Annotated in this window: 13 protein-coding genes and 1 pseudogene; 3 read left to right on the top strand and 11 right to left on the bottom strand. The window is 46.9% G+C overall.

Annotation, left to right across the window (positions count from 1 at the left end; translation table 11 throughout):
* Positions 1-22: 22 nt before the first annotated feature.
* From CRO25_RS12290 to CRO25_RS12275, 4 genes are all read right to left on the bottom strand, one after another.
* Positions 23-913 carry a carbohydrate ABC transporter permease gene (locus tag CRO25_RS12290; RefSeq protein ID WP_062324023.1) on the bottom strand — a complete coding sequence of 297 codons (891 nt, stop codon included), beginning with the start codon at positions 911-913 and terminating at the stop codon, positions 23-25.
* Positions 897-1,082: a hypothetical protein gene (locus CRO25_RS12285; protein WP_079695169.1), complete on the bottom strand. Its 186-nt coding sequence runs from the start codon at positions 1,080-1,082 to the stop codon at positions 897-899. Before CRO25_RS12285 ends, CRO25_RS12290 begins: the two co-directional genes overlap by 17 nt.
* A 76-nt stretch (positions 1,083-1,158) precedes the next feature.
* A complete protein-coding gene (locus CRO25_RS12280) occupies positions 1,159-2,499 on the bottom strand; it encodes a sugar ABC transporter substrate-binding protein (protein WP_079695168.1) in 1,341 nt (446 codons plus the stop codon).
* 133 nt (positions 2,500-2,632) lie between these two features.
* The gene (locus tag CRO25_RS12275) at positions 2,633-3,592 is read right to left on the bottom strand and encodes a glycoside hydrolase family 43 protein (protein WP_097115771.1); all 960 of its coding nucleotides are present in this window, start codon (positions 3,590-3,592) and stop codon (positions 2,633-2,635) included.
* 351 nt (positions 3,593-3,943) lie between these two features.
* Here CRO25_RS12275 and CRO25_RS12270 point away from each other — a divergent pair, with 351 nt between their 5' ends.
* Together CRO25_RS12270 and CRO25_RS12265 are read left to right on the top strand one after the other, a co-directional pair.
* Complete coding sequence (locus CRO25_RS12270) at positions 3,944-4,861, top strand: transcriptional regulator (RefSeq protein ID WP_079695167.1); 918 nt, start codon at positions 3,944-3,946, stop codon at positions 4,859-4,861.
* 222 nt (positions 4,862-5,083) lie between these two features.
* Positions 5,084-5,611: an NAD(P)H-dependent oxidoreductase gene (locus tag CRO25_RS12265; protein WP_079695166.1), complete on the top strand. Its 528-nt coding sequence runs from the start codon at positions 5,084-5,086 to the stop codon at positions 5,609-5,611.
* Between the two features lie 86 nt (positions 5,612-5,697).
* Here the strand turns inward: CRO25_RS12265 and CRO25_RS12260 are convergent, their stop codons facing one another.
* Together CRO25_RS12260 and CRO25_RS12255 are read right to left on the bottom strand one after the other, a co-directional pair.
* Positions 5,698-6,057 (bottom strand): helix-turn-helix domain-containing protein, encoded by a 360-nt coding sequence (locus CRO25_RS12260; RefSeq protein ID WP_063564580.1) that lies wholly within the window; start codon positions 6,055-6,057, stop codon positions 5,698-5,700.
* A gap of 42 nt (positions 6,058-6,099) precedes the next feature.
* Positions 6,100-6,189, bottom strand: a pseudogene (locus tag CRO25_RS12255) (helix-turn-helix domain-containing protein); the annotation flags it as partial.
* A gap of 405 nt (positions 6,190-6,594) precedes the next feature.
* On the opposite strand from CRO25_RS12255, the gene CRO25_RS12250 reads away from it, so the two are divergent.
* The gene (locus tag CRO25_RS12250; RefSeq protein ID WP_079695165.1) at positions 6,595-8,895 is read left to right on the top strand and encodes a helix-turn-helix domain-containing protein; all 2,301 of its coding nucleotides are present in this window, start codon (positions 6,595-6,597) and stop codon (positions 8,893-8,895) included.
* 113 nt (positions 8,896-9,008) lie between these two features.
* Here CRO25_RS12250 and CRO25_RS12245 read toward each other — a convergent pair whose 3' ends face one another.
* The 5 genes from CRO25_RS12245 to CRO25_RS12225 form a co-directional block, all read right to left on the bottom strand.
* A complete protein-coding gene (locus CRO25_RS12245; RefSeq protein ID WP_079695164.1) occupies positions 9,009-10,055 on the bottom strand; it encodes a glycoside hydrolase family 18 protein in 1,047 nt (348 codons plus the stop codon).
* A 5-nt stretch (positions 10,056-10,060) separates the two neighbouring features.
* Complete coding sequence (locus CRO25_RS12240; protein ID WP_079695163.1) at positions 10,061-12,694, bottom strand: transglutaminase domain-containing protein; 2,634 nt, start codon at positions 12,692-12,694, stop codon at positions 10,061-10,063.
* A gap of 7 nt (positions 12,695-12,701) precedes the next feature.
* Positions 12,702-13,724 carry a carbohydrate-binding family 9-like protein gene (locus CRO25_RS12235; RefSeq protein WP_079695162.1) on the bottom strand — a complete coding sequence of 341 codons (1,023 nt, stop codon included), beginning with the start codon at positions 13,722-13,724 and terminating at the stop codon, positions 12,702-12,704.
* A 63-nt stretch (positions 13,725-13,787) separates the two neighbouring features.
* Positions 13,788-15,074, bottom strand: coding sequence for an alpha-L-fucosidase (locus CRO25_RS12230; protein WP_079695161.1), 1,287 nt, complete (start codon positions 15,072-15,074; stop codon positions 13,788-13,790).
* 33 nt (positions 15,075-15,107) lie between these two features.
* Positions 15,108-16,703 carry an extracellular solute-binding protein gene (locus tag CRO25_RS12225; RefSeq protein WP_064640230.1) on the bottom strand — a complete coding sequence of 532 codons (1,596 nt, stop codon included), beginning with the start codon at positions 16,701-16,703 and terminating at the stop codon, positions 15,108-15,110.
* Positions 16,704-16,727: the final 24 nt, after the last annotated feature.

The following is a 16,727-nucleotide window of genomic DNA, read 5'->3' as shown; positions in this document are numbered from 1 at the left end:
GGTTCACTCCTTTCCTAGACCATTAATCCCCATCATAGGCTGATTTTTCGTTCATTTTGAATTGCACCAAGGTAATGACAAAAATGAAAATACCAAGAATCATGGCCATCGCAGAGGCATAACCCATTTGCAGGTTGCTGAATGCTTTCTGCCAGATGTAGAAGACAATGGATGCGGATGAATATTCAGGACCACCCGTAGGGGTCATAATGTTCATTTCGGTGAAGATTTGGGAACCACCAATAATGTTTGTAACAACGAGGAAAAAGGTAACCGGCTTCACCATTGGCCAGGTGATGTTGCGGAAGATCTGGAACCCGTTTGCTCCATCCAACTCAGCCGCTTCGTAATATGTACGTGATACACTTTGCAGTGCAGCCAGATACAATAACATCGTATAACCTAGACCTTTCCACACCGTCATAATAATCAGGGCCGGTTTAACTGTATCTTTGTTTGCGAGCCAGTTAGGGCCTTCAATACCGAATAGATCAAGGAATTGGTTCACTAATCCGTAATCCCCGTTGTACGCCCAGTTCCACATGATGGACACCGCTGCGAGGGAAGAAATGACCGGAATATAATAGATTACACGGAACGTCGTTGTGCCGGGGATTTTACGATTCAGACCCATCGCCAGCAGCAATGCGAGCAACAAACCAATGGGGATACCCAGCATCAGATAAAAGGTGTTGAACATCGCTTTGTAAAACAGATCATCCGTGAGCAAATCCTTAAAATTGGCTAAACCGATAAAGTTCATCTGTCCCAAGCCATCCCAATCCGTAAACGAACCGTACAAGGAATATAGGAAAGGGAACAGGACAAAAATCAGCAAACCAAGAACCGGAGGCAAAATAAACAAATATCCGTACAGCCTCTCTTTGCGATACAAACTAGATTTTGTAATCACTGCGCTCACCCCTGTTTCTAATATCAGCATGTTGCATGAATCGATGGATGCCTGCTTGTTTGATCAATTCATGCAACATGCCCGTATGGAATCCAAAATGATGCCAGCAGCGTGATAGCAGGCTGCTGGCACCGCCTTTTTTGAAAACGGAATTAACTACTCTATCCATTTAGCATAAGCTGCTTCTCTATAGAACCTACTCTTCAATCTTTCCAGCCACATTATTTCAGCATTTTGCAACATGCTTATTTCTGAGATTTCTTCTCTTGCTCTACCGCTTTGTCCAACAGCTTCTGCATTTTCGGCTGCTGCTGCTTCACATATTCTGCGGCTGTAATTTTGCCATCCAATACCGGCTGAATGTCGGTGAAGAACAGGTCATACCATTCCGCATTGTAAGTGTAGTTACCTGGAAGAGAACGGCCATAATCTTCTACGATATCAATGAATTCCTGTTTGTTGGCTGGTTTCGTTGATGTATCTTTGGCCCATTCGCCAGCCATATCGAGCAGATTCGGAATTTGTACTTTGGCATCTACCAACTGCTGCATGCCTTCTTTGGAAGCTGTGAGGTAATTCACCAATGCTGCGGCCTCTTCCGGATATTTCGTTTTGGCCGATACACCGATACCGAGTGAACCGATCCACGTAGCGGATTTTCCAGTAGAGCCCGCAGGGAAAGGAATCAGGTCATACTCGAAAGGCAGTTTCTCGAATGTACTCATATCCCAAGGACCTACAGGGAAGAAGGCCATTTCCCCTTTCATCCAGCGTTGGTACGTATCCAATGTTTGCGCTTCCTCAATGGAAGGCGTGATTTTGTATTTGTTTTGCATGTCCGCAAAGAATTGCAGTGCCTCCGCGAATTTCGGATCATCAATGGTCACTTTTGTTTTCGTTTCATCCAGCCAGTCGGCGCCATTGCTCCATACAAAAGCTTGCAAGGCCCACTGTACGTTAAAGCCTGTACCAAATACGTCCGGTTTGCCGTCTCCATTCGTATCCTTGGTCGCTTGCTGGTTGACCTTAATGAACTCATCCCATGTATATGGCTTGTCCTTGTCAGGGAATGGGATGCCTTCTTTTTCAAATAATGTCTTGTTATAACCAAGTGCAAACGGACCCAGATCTTTCGGCATGCCGTAGAGATCGCCCTGACCTGCCATTTTGCCATCATAGCGATACAGATCCACACCATATTTCCAGATGTTATCCAGATCTACATCCGCATTATTTTCAACGTAAGGTGTCAGATTCATCAACACATTGCTGTTCACATAGGCTTTTATATCGCCAGGGTTAAAATAGAATACGTCCGGCAAGCTGTTGCCTGTAATGGCAGCTCTCAATTTGGTTGCGTATTGATCCGCAGCTGTTACGATAATTTTGACTTTGACACCTGGATGCTCTTCTTCAAATTTCTTAACAACGGCTTGATATGCCTTCTGTTCATCCGTGCCGCCCCGGAACATGAATGTTAATTCCTTGTCTCCGCTTGAACCACTGCTGCCACCGCAGCCTGCAAACACGATTGCGCTTACAAGCATTAGAAGCACAAGTGTGACCAAACTCTTTTTCTTTACCATCTGAACCCCTCCTGATCTGGATTTGTAACCGTATTCAAGTAGATGAAATAAGATTTCTGTTGTTAAATTTATCAAATCCAGATCACTTTAGTCAATACTTTATTAAAACATTTCATATTTATTTAAAACAAAATCAGTATGTTGGCCATCCGCTGGAATCCCACAGCAAGTCGTTAATTAGCAATTTCGGATTGCCATTATCCTCAGCATCATAGGCATGGCGCGCAATCACATTACCGTTATACACATCCTGACCGCCCGGTCCCTTCCACTTGACATTCCCCGAATCCAACAGGGTTCCACCGCCATTCAACATGTTCACACCGTTTTTGTCCACATACGGACCTGTAATACTCGTTGAACGTCCATAGACCATTTTGTACGTGCTATTCACGCCCTGGCAGCAGGAATCAATCGAGGCAAACAAATAATAATAACCGTTACGGTACACAATACTCGGTGCTTCGATGGCCCCGCCATTATTCGGACGCGCCGCTATGGAGGATATGCTTCCGGTCGGTTTCATCGTGGTTTTGTCGAGCTTCACAATCTTTAAGCCGCTCCAGAAAGAACCGAAAGCAAGCCACGGGTTGCCTGAAGCATCGATGACCAGATTCGGATCAATAGCGTTATAATCGTTGGCGGTTGTGGTTTGAAGCACTAACCCCTCATCCTTCCACTGGCCTGCTCCAATGCTGGTTGCAGACGCAAGCCCGATCGCCGATCTGTTGGAGCCAAAGGTAGAGATAGAGTAATAAAGCCACACTTTTCCGTTATACTGCTCAACGTCAGGTGCCCATACATCCAGACCACTCTGTCCCGGAACGGCAGAGGCCCACCAGGATGGCTTGCTCAGAAAAATCTGCGGAACGCGGTACCATGAGGACCCGTTATCCGATTTCAGTACCTGAATGCCAGCACCGGTTGAAAAGGTATACCATGAGCTGCCTTCTTTGATGATGGATGGATCGTGGACGGCAATATCGCCGGTCAGATTCCAAAATGCCGCGAATGCCCTGGACTGGCCCGCCAATAGCAAAACAAGTACAAGCAGTGCAGGTAATGCCCAACCTTTCTTCCTGAATCCTGTCATTCCTTTGAACTTTTCCAAACCGAATTCCACCTCTCCTGATCAAATAGTTAATTTGGTTGATGAAGTATTAAATCAATTTAGGTATACTAGGATTATAAAAGCGGTTACATTACATTTCAATGGTATATTTCAAATATATATGAAATGATTTAAGTTATTTTTTAAAGTAAATATTCAACATTTTATGAATAATACGCTCATTTATGCTATGTATACAAGGGATTCGGCTTTCTTTTCTCGCCCTTCCCTTCCATCCGGTAATCATTTATAATTATCTAAAACAAACCATATAAATGTGCAGAAGCCTGGATCAGAAGGGCTTTGTTCAGAACGTGGAAAGGAAAACCACCTATGATTTATATTAAAGATCTGATGTCTGGCGTTAATATTTTCAAGGCACTCAGTTCGGAAATCCGAATCCAGATTATTGAGTTGCTTGCCAAGAACCAGAGTCTTAACCTCAATGATCTCGCAACCAAACTGGGGCTCAGCAATGGCGCCATTACAATGCATATTAAGAAATTGGAAGAAAGCGGCCTGATTGAGATCAATACTGCGGTTGGCAAACATGGAATTCAGAAGATTTGTTATCTCAATGAGGAAAAACTAATGGTAGACCTGCGTTCACAGGAGATTTTTAACCGATACGAGGTTGAAATTCAGGTAGGTCATTATAGCGATTATCAGGCAGCTCCTACATGTGGTCTCGCCACCCGAGACAGCATCGTCGGTGAGTTCGATGATCCGCGTTACTTTGCTGATCCGCTCCGTATTGATGCGGAGATGATTTGGCTGGCCGAAGGTTATCTGGAATATCGCATTCCCAACTACCTTAAGCCTAACCAGACGTTCAGCGAAATCCAGTTGTCCATGGAATTGGGTTCAGAAGCACCAGGTTTTTGCGATAACTACCCTTCGGATATTTATTTCTACGTCAACGGCATCGAGATTGGCTGTTGGACGAGTCCAGGAGATTTTGGCAATACCCGGGGTACGTTCAATCCAGACTGGTGGCCACCGCATCTGAATCAATACGGGATGCTGAAGCTGATCCGCATCACCCAAGAGGGCAGCTATATTGATGGATGCCGCATCTCCGATGTTACTCTGGACCAGATTGGCCTGAATTACAAAAGCGATATCCACTTTCGAATCGCTGTAACGGACGGACCAGTGAACAAACGGGGATTGACGATCTTTGGTAAAAATTTCGGCAATTACGGCCAGAACCTACTTGCGCGTGTACTCTATAATGTGCAAGAGGAATAGATCAACGAATAGACATTGTCATCATAAAACAAAGCATTAAAACAGCCGTCAGTTGAGAAACTGACGGCTATATTCATTTCTTTCACCCAATCTCGCCAAGATGTTCTTCAGGAAGGGTGCTTACCTTGAGGTAAGTACATGTACTAAAAGTGCGTACTTACATCTCGGCAATACTCCCTTTATACTCAAGAAACATTATAGCTTAGGGAGGAAGAATTCATTTTGAAAACACTCGTCATCGTAGCACATCCCAACCTGGAAACGTCGGTCATTAACAAACGATGGATAGAAGAACTCCAACAATATCCGGAAAAATATACGGTACATGAACTATATAAAGTTTACCCCGATGGACATATTGATGTGCAGCAAGAACAGCAGCTCATTGAAAGTCATGACCATCTTGTGCTGCAATTTCCGTTCTATTGGTTCAGCAGCCCACCTCTCCTTAAACAATGGCTGGATGAAGTTTTCACGTATGGCTGGGCTTATGGCTCCAAGGGCGACAAATTGCAGCAACGCAAAGTCGCCTTGGCCGTATCTGCCGGAATCAAAGAGGCAGATTACACGGAAGAGGGCAAATATCGCTATACCCTTGGACAACTATTATCTCCTTTTGAGACGACCTTCCTTTACTGCGATGCGGATTATCGACCATTCTTTGCCTTCTATGGGGCAGAACACGAGCCTGCGGCAAATGAATTGGAACAAAGCGCACAAAACTATTTACGTTTCATGGATAACCTATAATACTCACTCCAAGCAGATCAAAAAAGCAGTATCTCCGATTCAGGAAGATACTGCTTTTTTGATTTTTTAATCTCACAACCTGATCGTTAGCCTTGCATTAACCCCGGGGCAGACACCATATTGGCTTCTCCCCAATCACACATCATATCTAACAGTGGCATTATTGATTGTCCTCGTTCCGACAATGAATATTCAACTTTGGGTGGAATTTGGGGATATTCTTTGCGTAAAATCAGATCATGTTCCTCCAGCTCCTTAAGCATGACGCTCAATGTTTTGTGGGAAATGGTACCAATGCTTCGCTTCAATTCATTATGTCGCATCACCTTGTTTTCAGACAGCCAATACAGAATAACCATTTTATATTTACCGTTTACCAAGGACAGCGTATATCCAAAGCCGGTATCTTTTAGAGCTACGCCAGTTGGAACACAGGTTTCTCTCACACTCACCCCTCCTTCTTTCGTTCATCACACCACAGCGGATTATTATAGAGATTGCCTGTACGTTTTGGGAGACATGCCATACGCCTTTGTGAACTGCCGGGTAAAATAATTGCTATCGTTAAACCCGCATTTATTAGAAAATTGGCTTTAAACTAATTCAAATAGGCGTTGCTCAACAATTCGCCCTCAATGATTCATGTTGGGATGAATGTCTATATCATGCTACTCCATGTCCGAAAAATCAAGGTTTGCTGATCCTTGGATCGATATAATTCCTCATGTACAGAAGCAAATGAACCTCTCATAAAAAAAGCCCTTCCATAGCTTTACACCTGTTATTCTCACCGAGTTCCTCTTCTTTCATGTGACTTTCTTCCTGTTTGCTCTGAAACTTAGAAAAGATTCATTGATTTATTAGAGAAGTTCTCCTAATATTTTTAGTAGGAACACCCAGTAGCTCGGCATCATGGTAATACTTCACTGTCTTTATGAGAGCGCTATCGCTGCAGCTCTAAAGAAAAACGGGAGGTTGCAGATATGAAATGGAATCACTTCAAGTCCAAGCTTCTTCTTAAGTACACACTATCCTATATCTCCATTTTCCTTATACCTCTTGTTATTTTAACTATTATTATTTATCACAATGCTGTGGACACGCTCCGTTCAGAGATTGAACAGACCAATGTCAATCAGTTGACCCAAGCAAAAACGGTCATTGATGACCGCATGAAGGAATTACAGGACATCGCATTTCGTATCGCCTATGATGAGCAGCTAACCCGTTATTGGACTCACCATCCCTACTATAGCCGGGAATCAATTGCTGCCTTGGTCAAATACAAAGCCACCAGTTCCATTATCGATGAGCTATTCCTGTTCTTCCGCGGAGATGATAGCATCTACTCGTCTCAGGGCTCTGAGAACCTGGATGTATTCACGGGCCGCTACAAATTTAATACATGGAACAAAACGGACATGATCCGGGATTTGAATAACGTTCAGTTCCCCACGATACGACCAGCCGAACAAGTCGTTCAAGGAACCAAAGTACCCAATTCCATGCTGGCCTACCTTGTACCGATTGCACCTAACAATACGCCCGCCCACGGGACTGTCATGTACCTGATTCACGAGTCCAATCTGACGGGATTGATTGATTCCATTCTCAGCGACTACCATGGTATGACTTATATTTTTGATAATTATGGGCAGGTGTTGGCCGCCAATTATAAGGGGGAGACCATTACCGAACAGGAAGTCAAAGCTCTGTTTGAACTTGAGCCGGGAACACACAGCCTCTCCTTAAATCAAGAACCGCATTCGGTTGTATCCGTCAAATCAGACGCGGGCTGGACTTATGTAACCGCTATGCCAAGCAATCAATTTTTTAGCCGAATTGTCCATATTCGTACCTTTGTTGTTCTTGTTTTCTCCTTCATGGTGGTGATGGGCACCTTCCTCGCCATTTTGTTGGCCCGAAGACAATACCATCCGATATCAGACTTGATGGAGTTCATTCGTTTAAAAAATAATCCTGAACCTTCCACAACCAGCAACGAGTTGGAATGGATCAAGAAAACGCTGCATGATTACAGCCAGCGTGTGGACCTTCAGGAGCCCTACGCTCGTAATCATATTCTGCTTATGCTACTGAAGCATGGTCATACCGGAGAGCTCCCTTCTGAGTTTACGGATAATCTCGGCATACGCTTTAACCGATCCCATTATTTTGTTATGACCTTGGGATTGGAAATGCACGATCTTCCCCGCGGAGATTATCCCGAACAGCGTACTGTTATGCAGCTGATCAACGATATGGAACTGCCCGAGTTGTCTGCTTTTGCTTACGGCGTGGAGCTTCCACAGCCAGACCAAGTGGCCCTCATCGTCGGATTTGATGCCGAAGTCGGGCATGAATCCAGCTTGAATGCTCGTATGGAGTCTATTGTTGAATCACTACAATCGATGGTGGCAGAGCACGTCGGAGTTTCTCCCGCGATCGGGATCGGTAACAGCTATAGTTCTCCATTGCAGCTGAACCAATCCTATATCGAGGCATCAACTGCGCTGGAAGCATCCATGCTGCACGGACAGGGCAGCAGTACCTTCTTCAACGCCCTTTCCGGCTCTAGTGAACAGGTTTCTTCCTTCTGGGTACCTAAGGATGTGCTGCTGAAACTAGTTCAGAGCTTGAAACAGGGCAGTTACGATGTGGCGGTACAGATGGTATCAACTGCGTTGAATACGCTGAAATCCGAAATGCCGTCTGTACCATTGCTGCGCTGCATCTGCTTCGATATTCTGAATACGATGCTCAAAACGGCCTCGGAACTTGGCATTCATCACGTGGTTAATCAACTTCCAAGGATCACTTCCTACGACTCGTTAGAGGATTTGGAGAAAAAACTGACAGGACTTGCTGCCGAGATCTGTGCTCATGTCGAGGCGAAGAGCGAGACGGAAGAAAGCTCCCTGATGGATGAAATTGTCGCTTATATTGATGCCAATTACTCCGATTATGACCTTAGCCTGGGTACGATCTCATCAAAATTCACGATCTCTTCATCGTATTTCAGCCGTTCCTTCAAAGAGAAGATCGGCATGAATTTTACCCAATATATCTGGCAGAAACGGATGGATGAGGTTATCCGACTGCTGCTGCATACGACCGACCCGTTAAAAGATATTATCACTCGCGTCGGTTATCTGGACACACCGAACTTCATCCGTAAATTCAAGAAAGAGACGGGTTATACCCCAGGGCAGTACCGCAAAATGCACCGTCCCAATGACTCCTCCGATTCCCCCGAAGATGACGACGAAGAATGTCTTGGATAATGGATGGATTCGTAAAATAAATAGAAACCTCCCCCAACCTTTTGGTTCGGGGAGGTTTTTGTATGTTTTTGACTCATATAGGCAAGCCGATCCTTGCAACCAACTCTCTTCTTCTATTTCCCTACCGGAACATCTTGAAGCCCTTGATGTATTGCACCCAGCAGACGATGGGTCGGATCACAGCCGTATTCCCAGAACATAATGCCGGCCAGGCCCTGATCCTTCACGTAATCGCATTTGCACTGAATCGATTCTTCATCATCATAAGATATTAGGCTCGACCCATTAAAGAGAAACGGTGCACAGGCTTCCTCATCCCAATAACGGACGTAACCATTCTTGTTGATGTACTTCGCTTCCAGTTCGGCAAATGCCGGACCATAGCCACCTGTGCTACCAGCCATTTGGTGAAGACCGTGGTTTCGGTTAGGAACCTCAGTCCAGATCCGTGAGTAGAACGCAGCGCCGATAACGATCTTCTCCTTCGGAACGCCGGCACGGATGAACAGGTTCACGGAAGCATCAGTACTAATTCGGAACAGATCTCCGGTTGGCGTATACAGATTCGTATGATGTCCGGTCAGAACCTGAAAACCGCCGCGCATATCATAGGTCATCAACTGCACAAAGTCCAGGTACTGCTGCACCTCAGCCATCTCTGTACCGTCGACGTAGTATTGATCAGCCCCTGCCGCAATGGTGAGCAGATAATGACGGCCATCCTCGGAGCCCTTGGCATCCAGTGTTTCCCGGATCGTCTTGAGAAGTAAGGTGAAATTCCTTTTGTCATCACGACTGGATGCGATACCGGCTTCACCGTAAGAAGGATACTCCCAGTCCAAATCGATCCCGTCAAAAGGGTACTCCTCCAGCACCCTAACCGCTGATGCGGCCATGCTGTCCCTCCCCGCTTGGGTTGAGGCGGCTTCAGAGAAACCACCAGCGCTCCATCCGCCAACGGACAGCAGCACCGTTAGATTCGGATGCTTCCACTTAATATTACGGATAACCTCTCCGTTTTTTAAATGCTCGGTGGTGATTTCATCATTCTTGACATGTCCAAAGGCTACATTCAGATGGGTCAACTTCAACAGATCCTCATCCGTCATGTCGGGAAGAACAGAATCGACGACATAACCAGCAGCAATATATTTCGTCATCCTCTTCACTCCGATCCATTCAATGATTGAAATATCGCAGCAGCAATCTGCAGAGCTTCCTTGCCTGTACCGATCTTGTACCCAGAGGCCGAGTATCGGATTTGATCCTGATTATCCAGCACGAACAGATGCGGATAGCCCGCTTCGTGAGCGGCAGGTTTCGAGATGAAACCGGACAAGGACGCATAGCTGGAATCCCGTACAAAAATCGTACGTATCGGCAGCTTCGGATAAGCCCCAGAGTCAAAGGAGGCGCTCCATTCTGTATCTCCGATCACCAGCACGATCGGCACGCCCAGTTTATCCAACGGCTCAGCCAGCTCACACAGCTCACGAATCAGATGTTTGGTCGGTTCCCGTTCTGGTTCAATCCAAGCAGCAATGGCCCCCTCAGCTCCCAAAAGATCCTTCAGTACCACCTCTGAACCATCCAGACGAGTCAACTCATTGCCGGTTGCCAGTTTGCCCAGCACAGGGATGTCTACCACCGTCTCGCGATAAGTCAGTGCTACCTCTGTGGTGTCTCCGGCGCGAACGGTGCAGTAGATGAAGCGGACTCTTACCGTTCCATCTTTCAGACGGATACCGGTCGTTAAGCGATAAGCTCCTGGTTCGACCTCGAATGGACCGCTATAAACATCGGTATGGCCATATGGATAAATCAGCGTTTTGTACACACCATCCTCCAGACGGGCCAACGAGAAATTCTCCGCATAGGATGCTGACGGCGCATCCTCCCGAGCCTCTGAATCCTTGAGAAGTTGCAGCATTCCCCAGCTTGAGCTCTCCTGATTTCGAGAAGAAGTTAGACTGAACACCGCATCCTCCCAGCCTTTGTCACTAAGATACTGCGGTTTCTGCTCGCTCGGATGCAATCGGGCCGGAATGCCCAAACTGCGGCACACCGCGACAAACAGAATATCGAGCGACTGTGGATCTCCCTTCATCAGGCTGTAAGTACCTACAGGGTTTCCCTTACCTTTCAGGTTAGGAAGATCCTCATAATACGAATAGCTCTGTTCCAGTTTGCATACAAGCTTCGAAGGATCTTCCCTGAACGCCGCTGCTTCTTCCTCGGAATAAGCATTCTGGAATACGGATCGATAAGGCACCATCATTTCATAGGAGACTCTTGGGCACAGGATGTACTTCACAAACGTCTCTTCTGCCCATTGTCCACGCTGCGAGAGTGAACCTATAAGATGATCGTCCAGTGTCAGCCGAACAGTATCGATCAAGTCTTTTTCGTTCATCGACTCCAGCAACTGTAGTGGCCACCCACCAAATTCGCCGGAACATTCCTCTAGGAAAGCTGCGATTTCGCGGCTGTTGCCCCGTGCTTTCTGTAAAATATCCCATACCCGCTCCGAAGGCAGTCCTGCCAAACGAGCCAATGCAAATGCATCTTCCTCACTCAGGAATGTTTCCTCATATCCACTCCGAACCTTCGTACCTTCCTCCAGGCGGCGGTTGTGATTCAGGATCTTCTCTTCTGGTAACGAAGCCACTACTTCTCCCTCCCCTTCCGGAGGAGGAACCATATCAAAATCCAAGATCCCTGATGGCTGCTCTAACGAATTCAACACGAGCTCAACATGAGCGCTGTCCTGAGCTTTGAATAGAATTTCACCCCACTTGCCACTACTAACCGCACGAATCACTAGGTCGCCATGACCTGTCTTAAAGGAAGCTTCTCCTTGTTCGTCCGTCTTGATTTCGGCGATCGGATAAAATTCAGCACTATTGTATACCTCAAAACGGACACTCGCTTCAGACACGGGCGCACCCTGCTCATTAATCACCTTCACGCAGATGGTATGCGCTGGCGCATAGTTCTCCAGTAAATTGATCTCCGTATATCCCTTCTCGGAGAGTGTTATATCCTCCGGTCCCGGATAGTCGGCAAATATTCTCGTATTAATCAGCATGGCCCTGCGGGCTGGTGGACTGAACCACCCTTGATTCAATCCGGCTTCCGGTTCGCATGCCCCAATGTAATACCATTGGCCGTCCGCCCAGGCTTCTACCCAAGCATGATTGCTGTCACAGTGAGCCCAGCGTGGTGTGTAGACCTGACGAGCAGGTATGCCGATGCTGCGAAGAGCGGCTACCGCCAGCGTGGATTCTTCTCCACAGCGGCCGCGGGCATTTCGAATCATCGTCAGTGGCGATATCGTTCGCAGATCACTGCCAATATAAGTCGCTTTTTCATGACACCAGTAATTGGTCTCCAAAATGGCATCCGCCATGGATAACTTCGCTGTCCGGTCGGCCAACTCGTCAAAGATAATGCCACGGAAATCTTCAATATTCTCTGTATTGATTCGATAGGGAAGCACAAAATGCAGAAACAGATGATCTGGTACGCGCTCCCCCCAAGGCACACGCTTGCGAATGTCCAGTGCCCGACGCACATGACTGAGGAACAGTTCCCCATCATAATCAGCCAGGTCGTTCACTGGCATGTAGGCATACACATATTTCAAAGCCCATGCCTCTTCTTCAGTTAATGGCTGCTGAAACACATGAAACAGCTTATCTTTACGGGTATCCGCAAAGTTTAACTTCTCCTGGAACTTCTGCTCGATCAGCTCCAAGGACTGTGCATCCATCGAGAACACCAAGGTTTGGCTGGTCATCGCTAGCTCACTCCTTCCACAGCTTTCCGTCTTCCCGAATACAGATTAAGGTAGTGCCATCCGAGGAAGGCGTACTAATCTGGAATAGGCTACGGGTCGTTTCAATTACAGGCTGGCAAATCAATGATTCCTCACCCATAAGTAACTTCACATCTTGTGTAAATTCACCATGGGCTTCAAAATAATTGCGTTCACGGTAATAGAGTCTGCGAAGCTCCCATTTAATTCGTTCATCTTCTGGCAGCTCCAAGGGCTGATCCGTTCCGTCATCCGAAAATACGACATATCCCCATAGCTCCGGATAATGCATGTTGATAATACCCATGGGCGACCAGACCCAGTTGTCCTCCGGATAAGGTTTGCCTGTATCCGGATTCAGCACCTTGCGGTACTCACCATCCTGCACCTCAGTCTGCCATTCCACCCGTGAAAAGTTGACACGCCAGAACTCACCCGGTGCTGGCGGACGGTTACCTTCGGCACATTCCTTTAGGCTGGTCCAGGGAATTGCGACCTCGACGCTCCATTTTCGGTTAGCGGCGCCAGGTGTGTTCAGCTCCCCATCGATATGTACGGCTGTCTTAAGACCGCTGATATCCCAACCGTTGACCGGAGGTCCCCCATCCCGATATGGCTTCACCAATAACAGGTCCCATACTGTATTCAGCGCATTGATCTCGAACTCATAATATTGATGGGTATCCCCGTCGGGATCGATAAAAATCTCAAAATCATTGTCATAGAAAATAACAGAATCCCGCTCGGTCAACGTAGCCCATATCTGATCTTCAATAAGTTCGGCAGCAAAGTAGAAATAGTCGTCATCCCACAGCATTTTTACCCGAGTCTGTTTTCCGGGTTTCGGACGAAGATCCCCTTCGATATCAACGAAATCCTCCGTCCAATCGGCCGCACCCCAGAATGCCTTATCTACGCGTCCGTCCAGTATCAGCGGTTCCTGCGCACGCTTGCATATATAATGTTTGGGAGCATACTCAATCTTCGGCTCAGGTACTCCACTTTGGTTCATATCGCTCTCTCTCCGCTTCATGAGGGAGGGCATGCATCTATAGGTGCATGCCCTCCCGTAATGTTAGTTATGAGTAACAACGGCTCCTGAACCGCCGTACATTTCCAGTTCCTCGTCGAATTCGAGCTTAAGAACCGTCACCTGCTCATGTGTGTCCTCCGGGGTCATTTTGATCCACGTTGTGCCAGGGATATTGAACCAAGGCACGCCCCCATGAATCTCATGGTTAAGTTCTTTGCCCGAATGCAGCACAGTAATCTTCTTGATCTTATTGCATAGTCCCTTGATGCATACATTCTCTTTTGGATCGTCATAAACAAACAGATACAATGCCTTTCTGTCCTCGGATACGGTGCTTCCCCCCAGATAATAGCGAGGCATAATACCTTCACCCGTTCCGAAGACGGCCTCTTCATGGGTTCGGATCCATTCTCCCAGCCCAAGCAGAATATCCTCCTGCCTCTTATCAATGGTGCCATCCTCGCGCGGACCGATATCCAGCAGCATATTGCCCCCCATTGAAATACAATCACAGAACATCCGAATGATCTGATTTAACGATTTGTATTTATGGTCTGTTGGCACATAGCCCCATGATGTGTTGATCGTGGTGCAGAACTCCCATGGTCCCTCTGGTCTTGTAATCGGAATGCCTTGCTCTGGCGTTTTATAATCCCCATAACCTTGAAGGCGGGAGTTGATGATGACATCCGGGTTAAAAGATTGCAGGTAATGCTTGAACTCCGGCAGATTCCACTGCTCGGCGCTCCGCTCCCAGTCCCCATCGAACCACAGCAGATCCACCTTTCCGTAATTCGTCATGATCTCTTGCAGCTGTTGGTTATTGAACTCAAGGAATTTCTCCCATTTCTCCTGATCCTGAACACCATCTACAGGACTTGTATGCCGATTGACATTGCTGAGATCCTCTGGTACCTTTCCACCTTCAAACACGCTAGGATAATCCGGGTGCGACCAATCAATCAGCGAAAAGTACATCCCTAGATGTATGCCTTTCTCCCGAATTGCTTCCGCATATTCCCTCACGAGATCCCGATTCGCTGGTGTCTGTTTAACGACATTGAGGTCACTATACTGCGTATCCCACAGAGCAACACCGTCATGATGCTTCGTTGTCAGCACGGCGTATCGGGCTCCGGATTTCTCAATCAAGTCCGCCCACTTCTCCGCATTAAACTTCGATGCCGTAAAGCCGTCCAGCTGCTTCATGTACTCTTCGTAGGAGATCCTTCCATTATAGAAGGACCACGATTCCGAAACCCCGTCCACAGCATAGATGCCATAGTGGATGAATATTCCCAGCTTGGCCTCTTCAAACCATTTCTGCATCCTTGTTCACACCTCTTTCTGGAGTCCTTGTTCTTATTGGCCTGTGTTCCAGCGATCGTAAGCCCCTTGATACAGTTCAACGATACGATCGCTGCCCATTTTTTTGATCTGCGCAATATACTTATCCCAGTTCTCAAGCGGCTCTTGGCCTGTTACAAACTTCGCTTCCATCTGCTTGACGTACGTATCCAGATCAGATAATAAAGCGGTCGCTTCGCTTTGCTCTTCATTTGTTAAATAAACGTTAGGGAATGGTGATTTTCCGATAGGTACCAACTTCTCTTGATTCTGCTGGTCAAGCCATTCATCAAATTCGGTGCGAAGACCTTTCGCTATATCCGGATCATTAATACCCGGTGTCAAAATGCCATAGTTCGGCGTGATTTTACCGCGATATTCCTCACGATCCCCGCCACCAGGAACAGGCAGCCACTCTTTTACGAGATTTTCCTTGTCTTTGAATTTCCACAGCAGACCTTCAGGACCTTGATTGAACAGGGTCGCCCCATCATAGCTGTACATATAATCGATCCAACGCATAGTTGCCTCAGGAGACGGGTTGCTGCTAGTAATAGCAAAGGTACCACGTGCCGATATGCCTGGGTGTTTACCGTATACAGGTGAGTCTGCGATCTCACTCTTCACGGGTGTCATCAGCGGATGTTTTGTGCTAGGCTCGCCGCCGAGTGTGAAGTATGGATGGTAGTCATTGAACAGCGCAAGCTTGTTGCTTTCGCCTTTTGCTTTTTTCTGATCGCCGGTTTGGGAGAAGGTCTCATGATCCAGCAAATCTTCTTTCCACAAGCGGTTCATGAACGTCAGATAACCTTTGTAGCCTTCTTCTTGGTAAGGATAGTGAACTTTTCCGTCCTTATCCGCATAGATTCCTTCGTTGTACATTCCCCAGAATCCGAAGAAGTACATACGGAGATCATCCAGTTTTACAGAAGTAAGCGGAATTTCATCTTGTTGTCCGTTGCCGTTAGGGTCTTCTTCCTTAACACGCTTCAGGTACGTATATAATTCCTCTGTAGTCTTAGGCTCCTCAACATTAAGTGCTTTTAGGAATTCCCCGTTATACCACATCGGGCCTCTGTACCATACGGCAGCTGTATCAATAAATGGCAGTGCATACATATGTCCGTCAGGCGTTGTAAATGATTTGCGAACATCCGGGTTTTCGTCGAGAATCTTCTTAATATTGGGGGCGTAGCCCTCATCAATGTATTTTTCCAGTGGGATCAGAATGCCTTGAGTTCCATAAGTAACCTGCTCAGCTGGCTTGAGATCCGCAGCATAGAACATATCCGGTAAATCGCCGCTTGCGAATACCAGGTTCTTCTTTGTTTCAAAGCTGTCGATCGGCGAAAGCTGGTACTCCAGCTTGATGCCTGACAATTTCTCCATCTCTTGCAGGACTGGCATCGTGTTCCAGTCGGCAACGCCCGCATCCTGGGACATGACCTTTAACGTAAGTGGTTTGTCCACAATCGGGAATCCTTCTTTTTTGACCCCTTCGACATTTGAAGTCGCAGAACCTCCATCTTCATTGGAACCACAAGCTGCAAGCAATGCTGCGGATAGGGTAAGGCAGAGTACAATGGATGAAGCCTTGCGAAGCTTTTTCATGACGACAACTCCCCTTTTTTAGTA

This window comes from Paenibacillus sp. RU5M (genome assembly GCF_900221055.1).
In the GTDB taxonomy this organism is placed as follows: Bacteria; Bacillota; Bacilli; order Paenibacillales; family Paenibacillaceae; genus Paenibacillus; species Paenibacillus marchantiae.
Note: the sequence above shows the minus strand (reverse complement) of the source record. Positions and strands in the feature narration are given on the sequence as shown.

Coding starts and splice junctions, on each gene's coding strand:
- CRO25_RS12285 (WP_079695169.1), bottom strand. CDS start 1,082: ATGGATAGAGTAGTTAATTCCGTTTTCAAAAAAGGCGGTGCCAGCAGC.
- CRO25_RS12280 (WP_079695168.1), bottom strand. CDS start 2,499: ATGGTAAAGAAAAAGAGTTTGGTCACACTTGTGCTTCTAATGCTTGTA.
- CRO25_RS12275 (WP_097115771.1), bottom strand. CDS start 3,592: ATGACAGGATTCAGGAAGAAAGGTTGGGCATTACCTGCACTGCTTGTA.
- CRO25_RS12270 (WP_079695167.1), top strand. CDS start 3,944: ATGATTTATATTAAAGATCTGATGTCTGGCGTTAATATTTTCAAGGCA.
- CRO25_RS12250 (WP_079695165.1), top strand. CDS start 6,595: ATGAAATGGAATCACTTCAAGTCCAAGCTTCTTCTTAAGTACACACTA.
- CRO25_RS12245 (WP_079695164.1), bottom strand. CDS start 10,055: ATGACGAAATATATTGCTGCTGGTTATGTCGTCGATTCTGTTCTTCCC.
- CRO25_RS12240 (WP_079695163.1), bottom strand. CDS start 12,694: ATGACCAGCCAAACCTTGGTGTTCTCGATGGATGCACAGTCCTTGGAG.
- CRO25_RS12235 (WP_079695162.1), bottom strand. CDS start 13,724: ATGAACCAAAGTGGAGTACCTGAGCCGAAGATTGAGTATGCTCCCAAA.
- CRO25_RS12230 (WP_079695161.1), bottom strand. CDS start 15,074: ATGCAGAAATGGTTTGAAGAGGCCAAGCTGGGAATATTCATCCACTAT.
- CRO25_RS12225 (WP_064640230.1), bottom strand. CDS start 16,703: ATGAAAAAGCTTCGCAAGGCTTCATCCATTGTACTCTGCCTTACCCTA.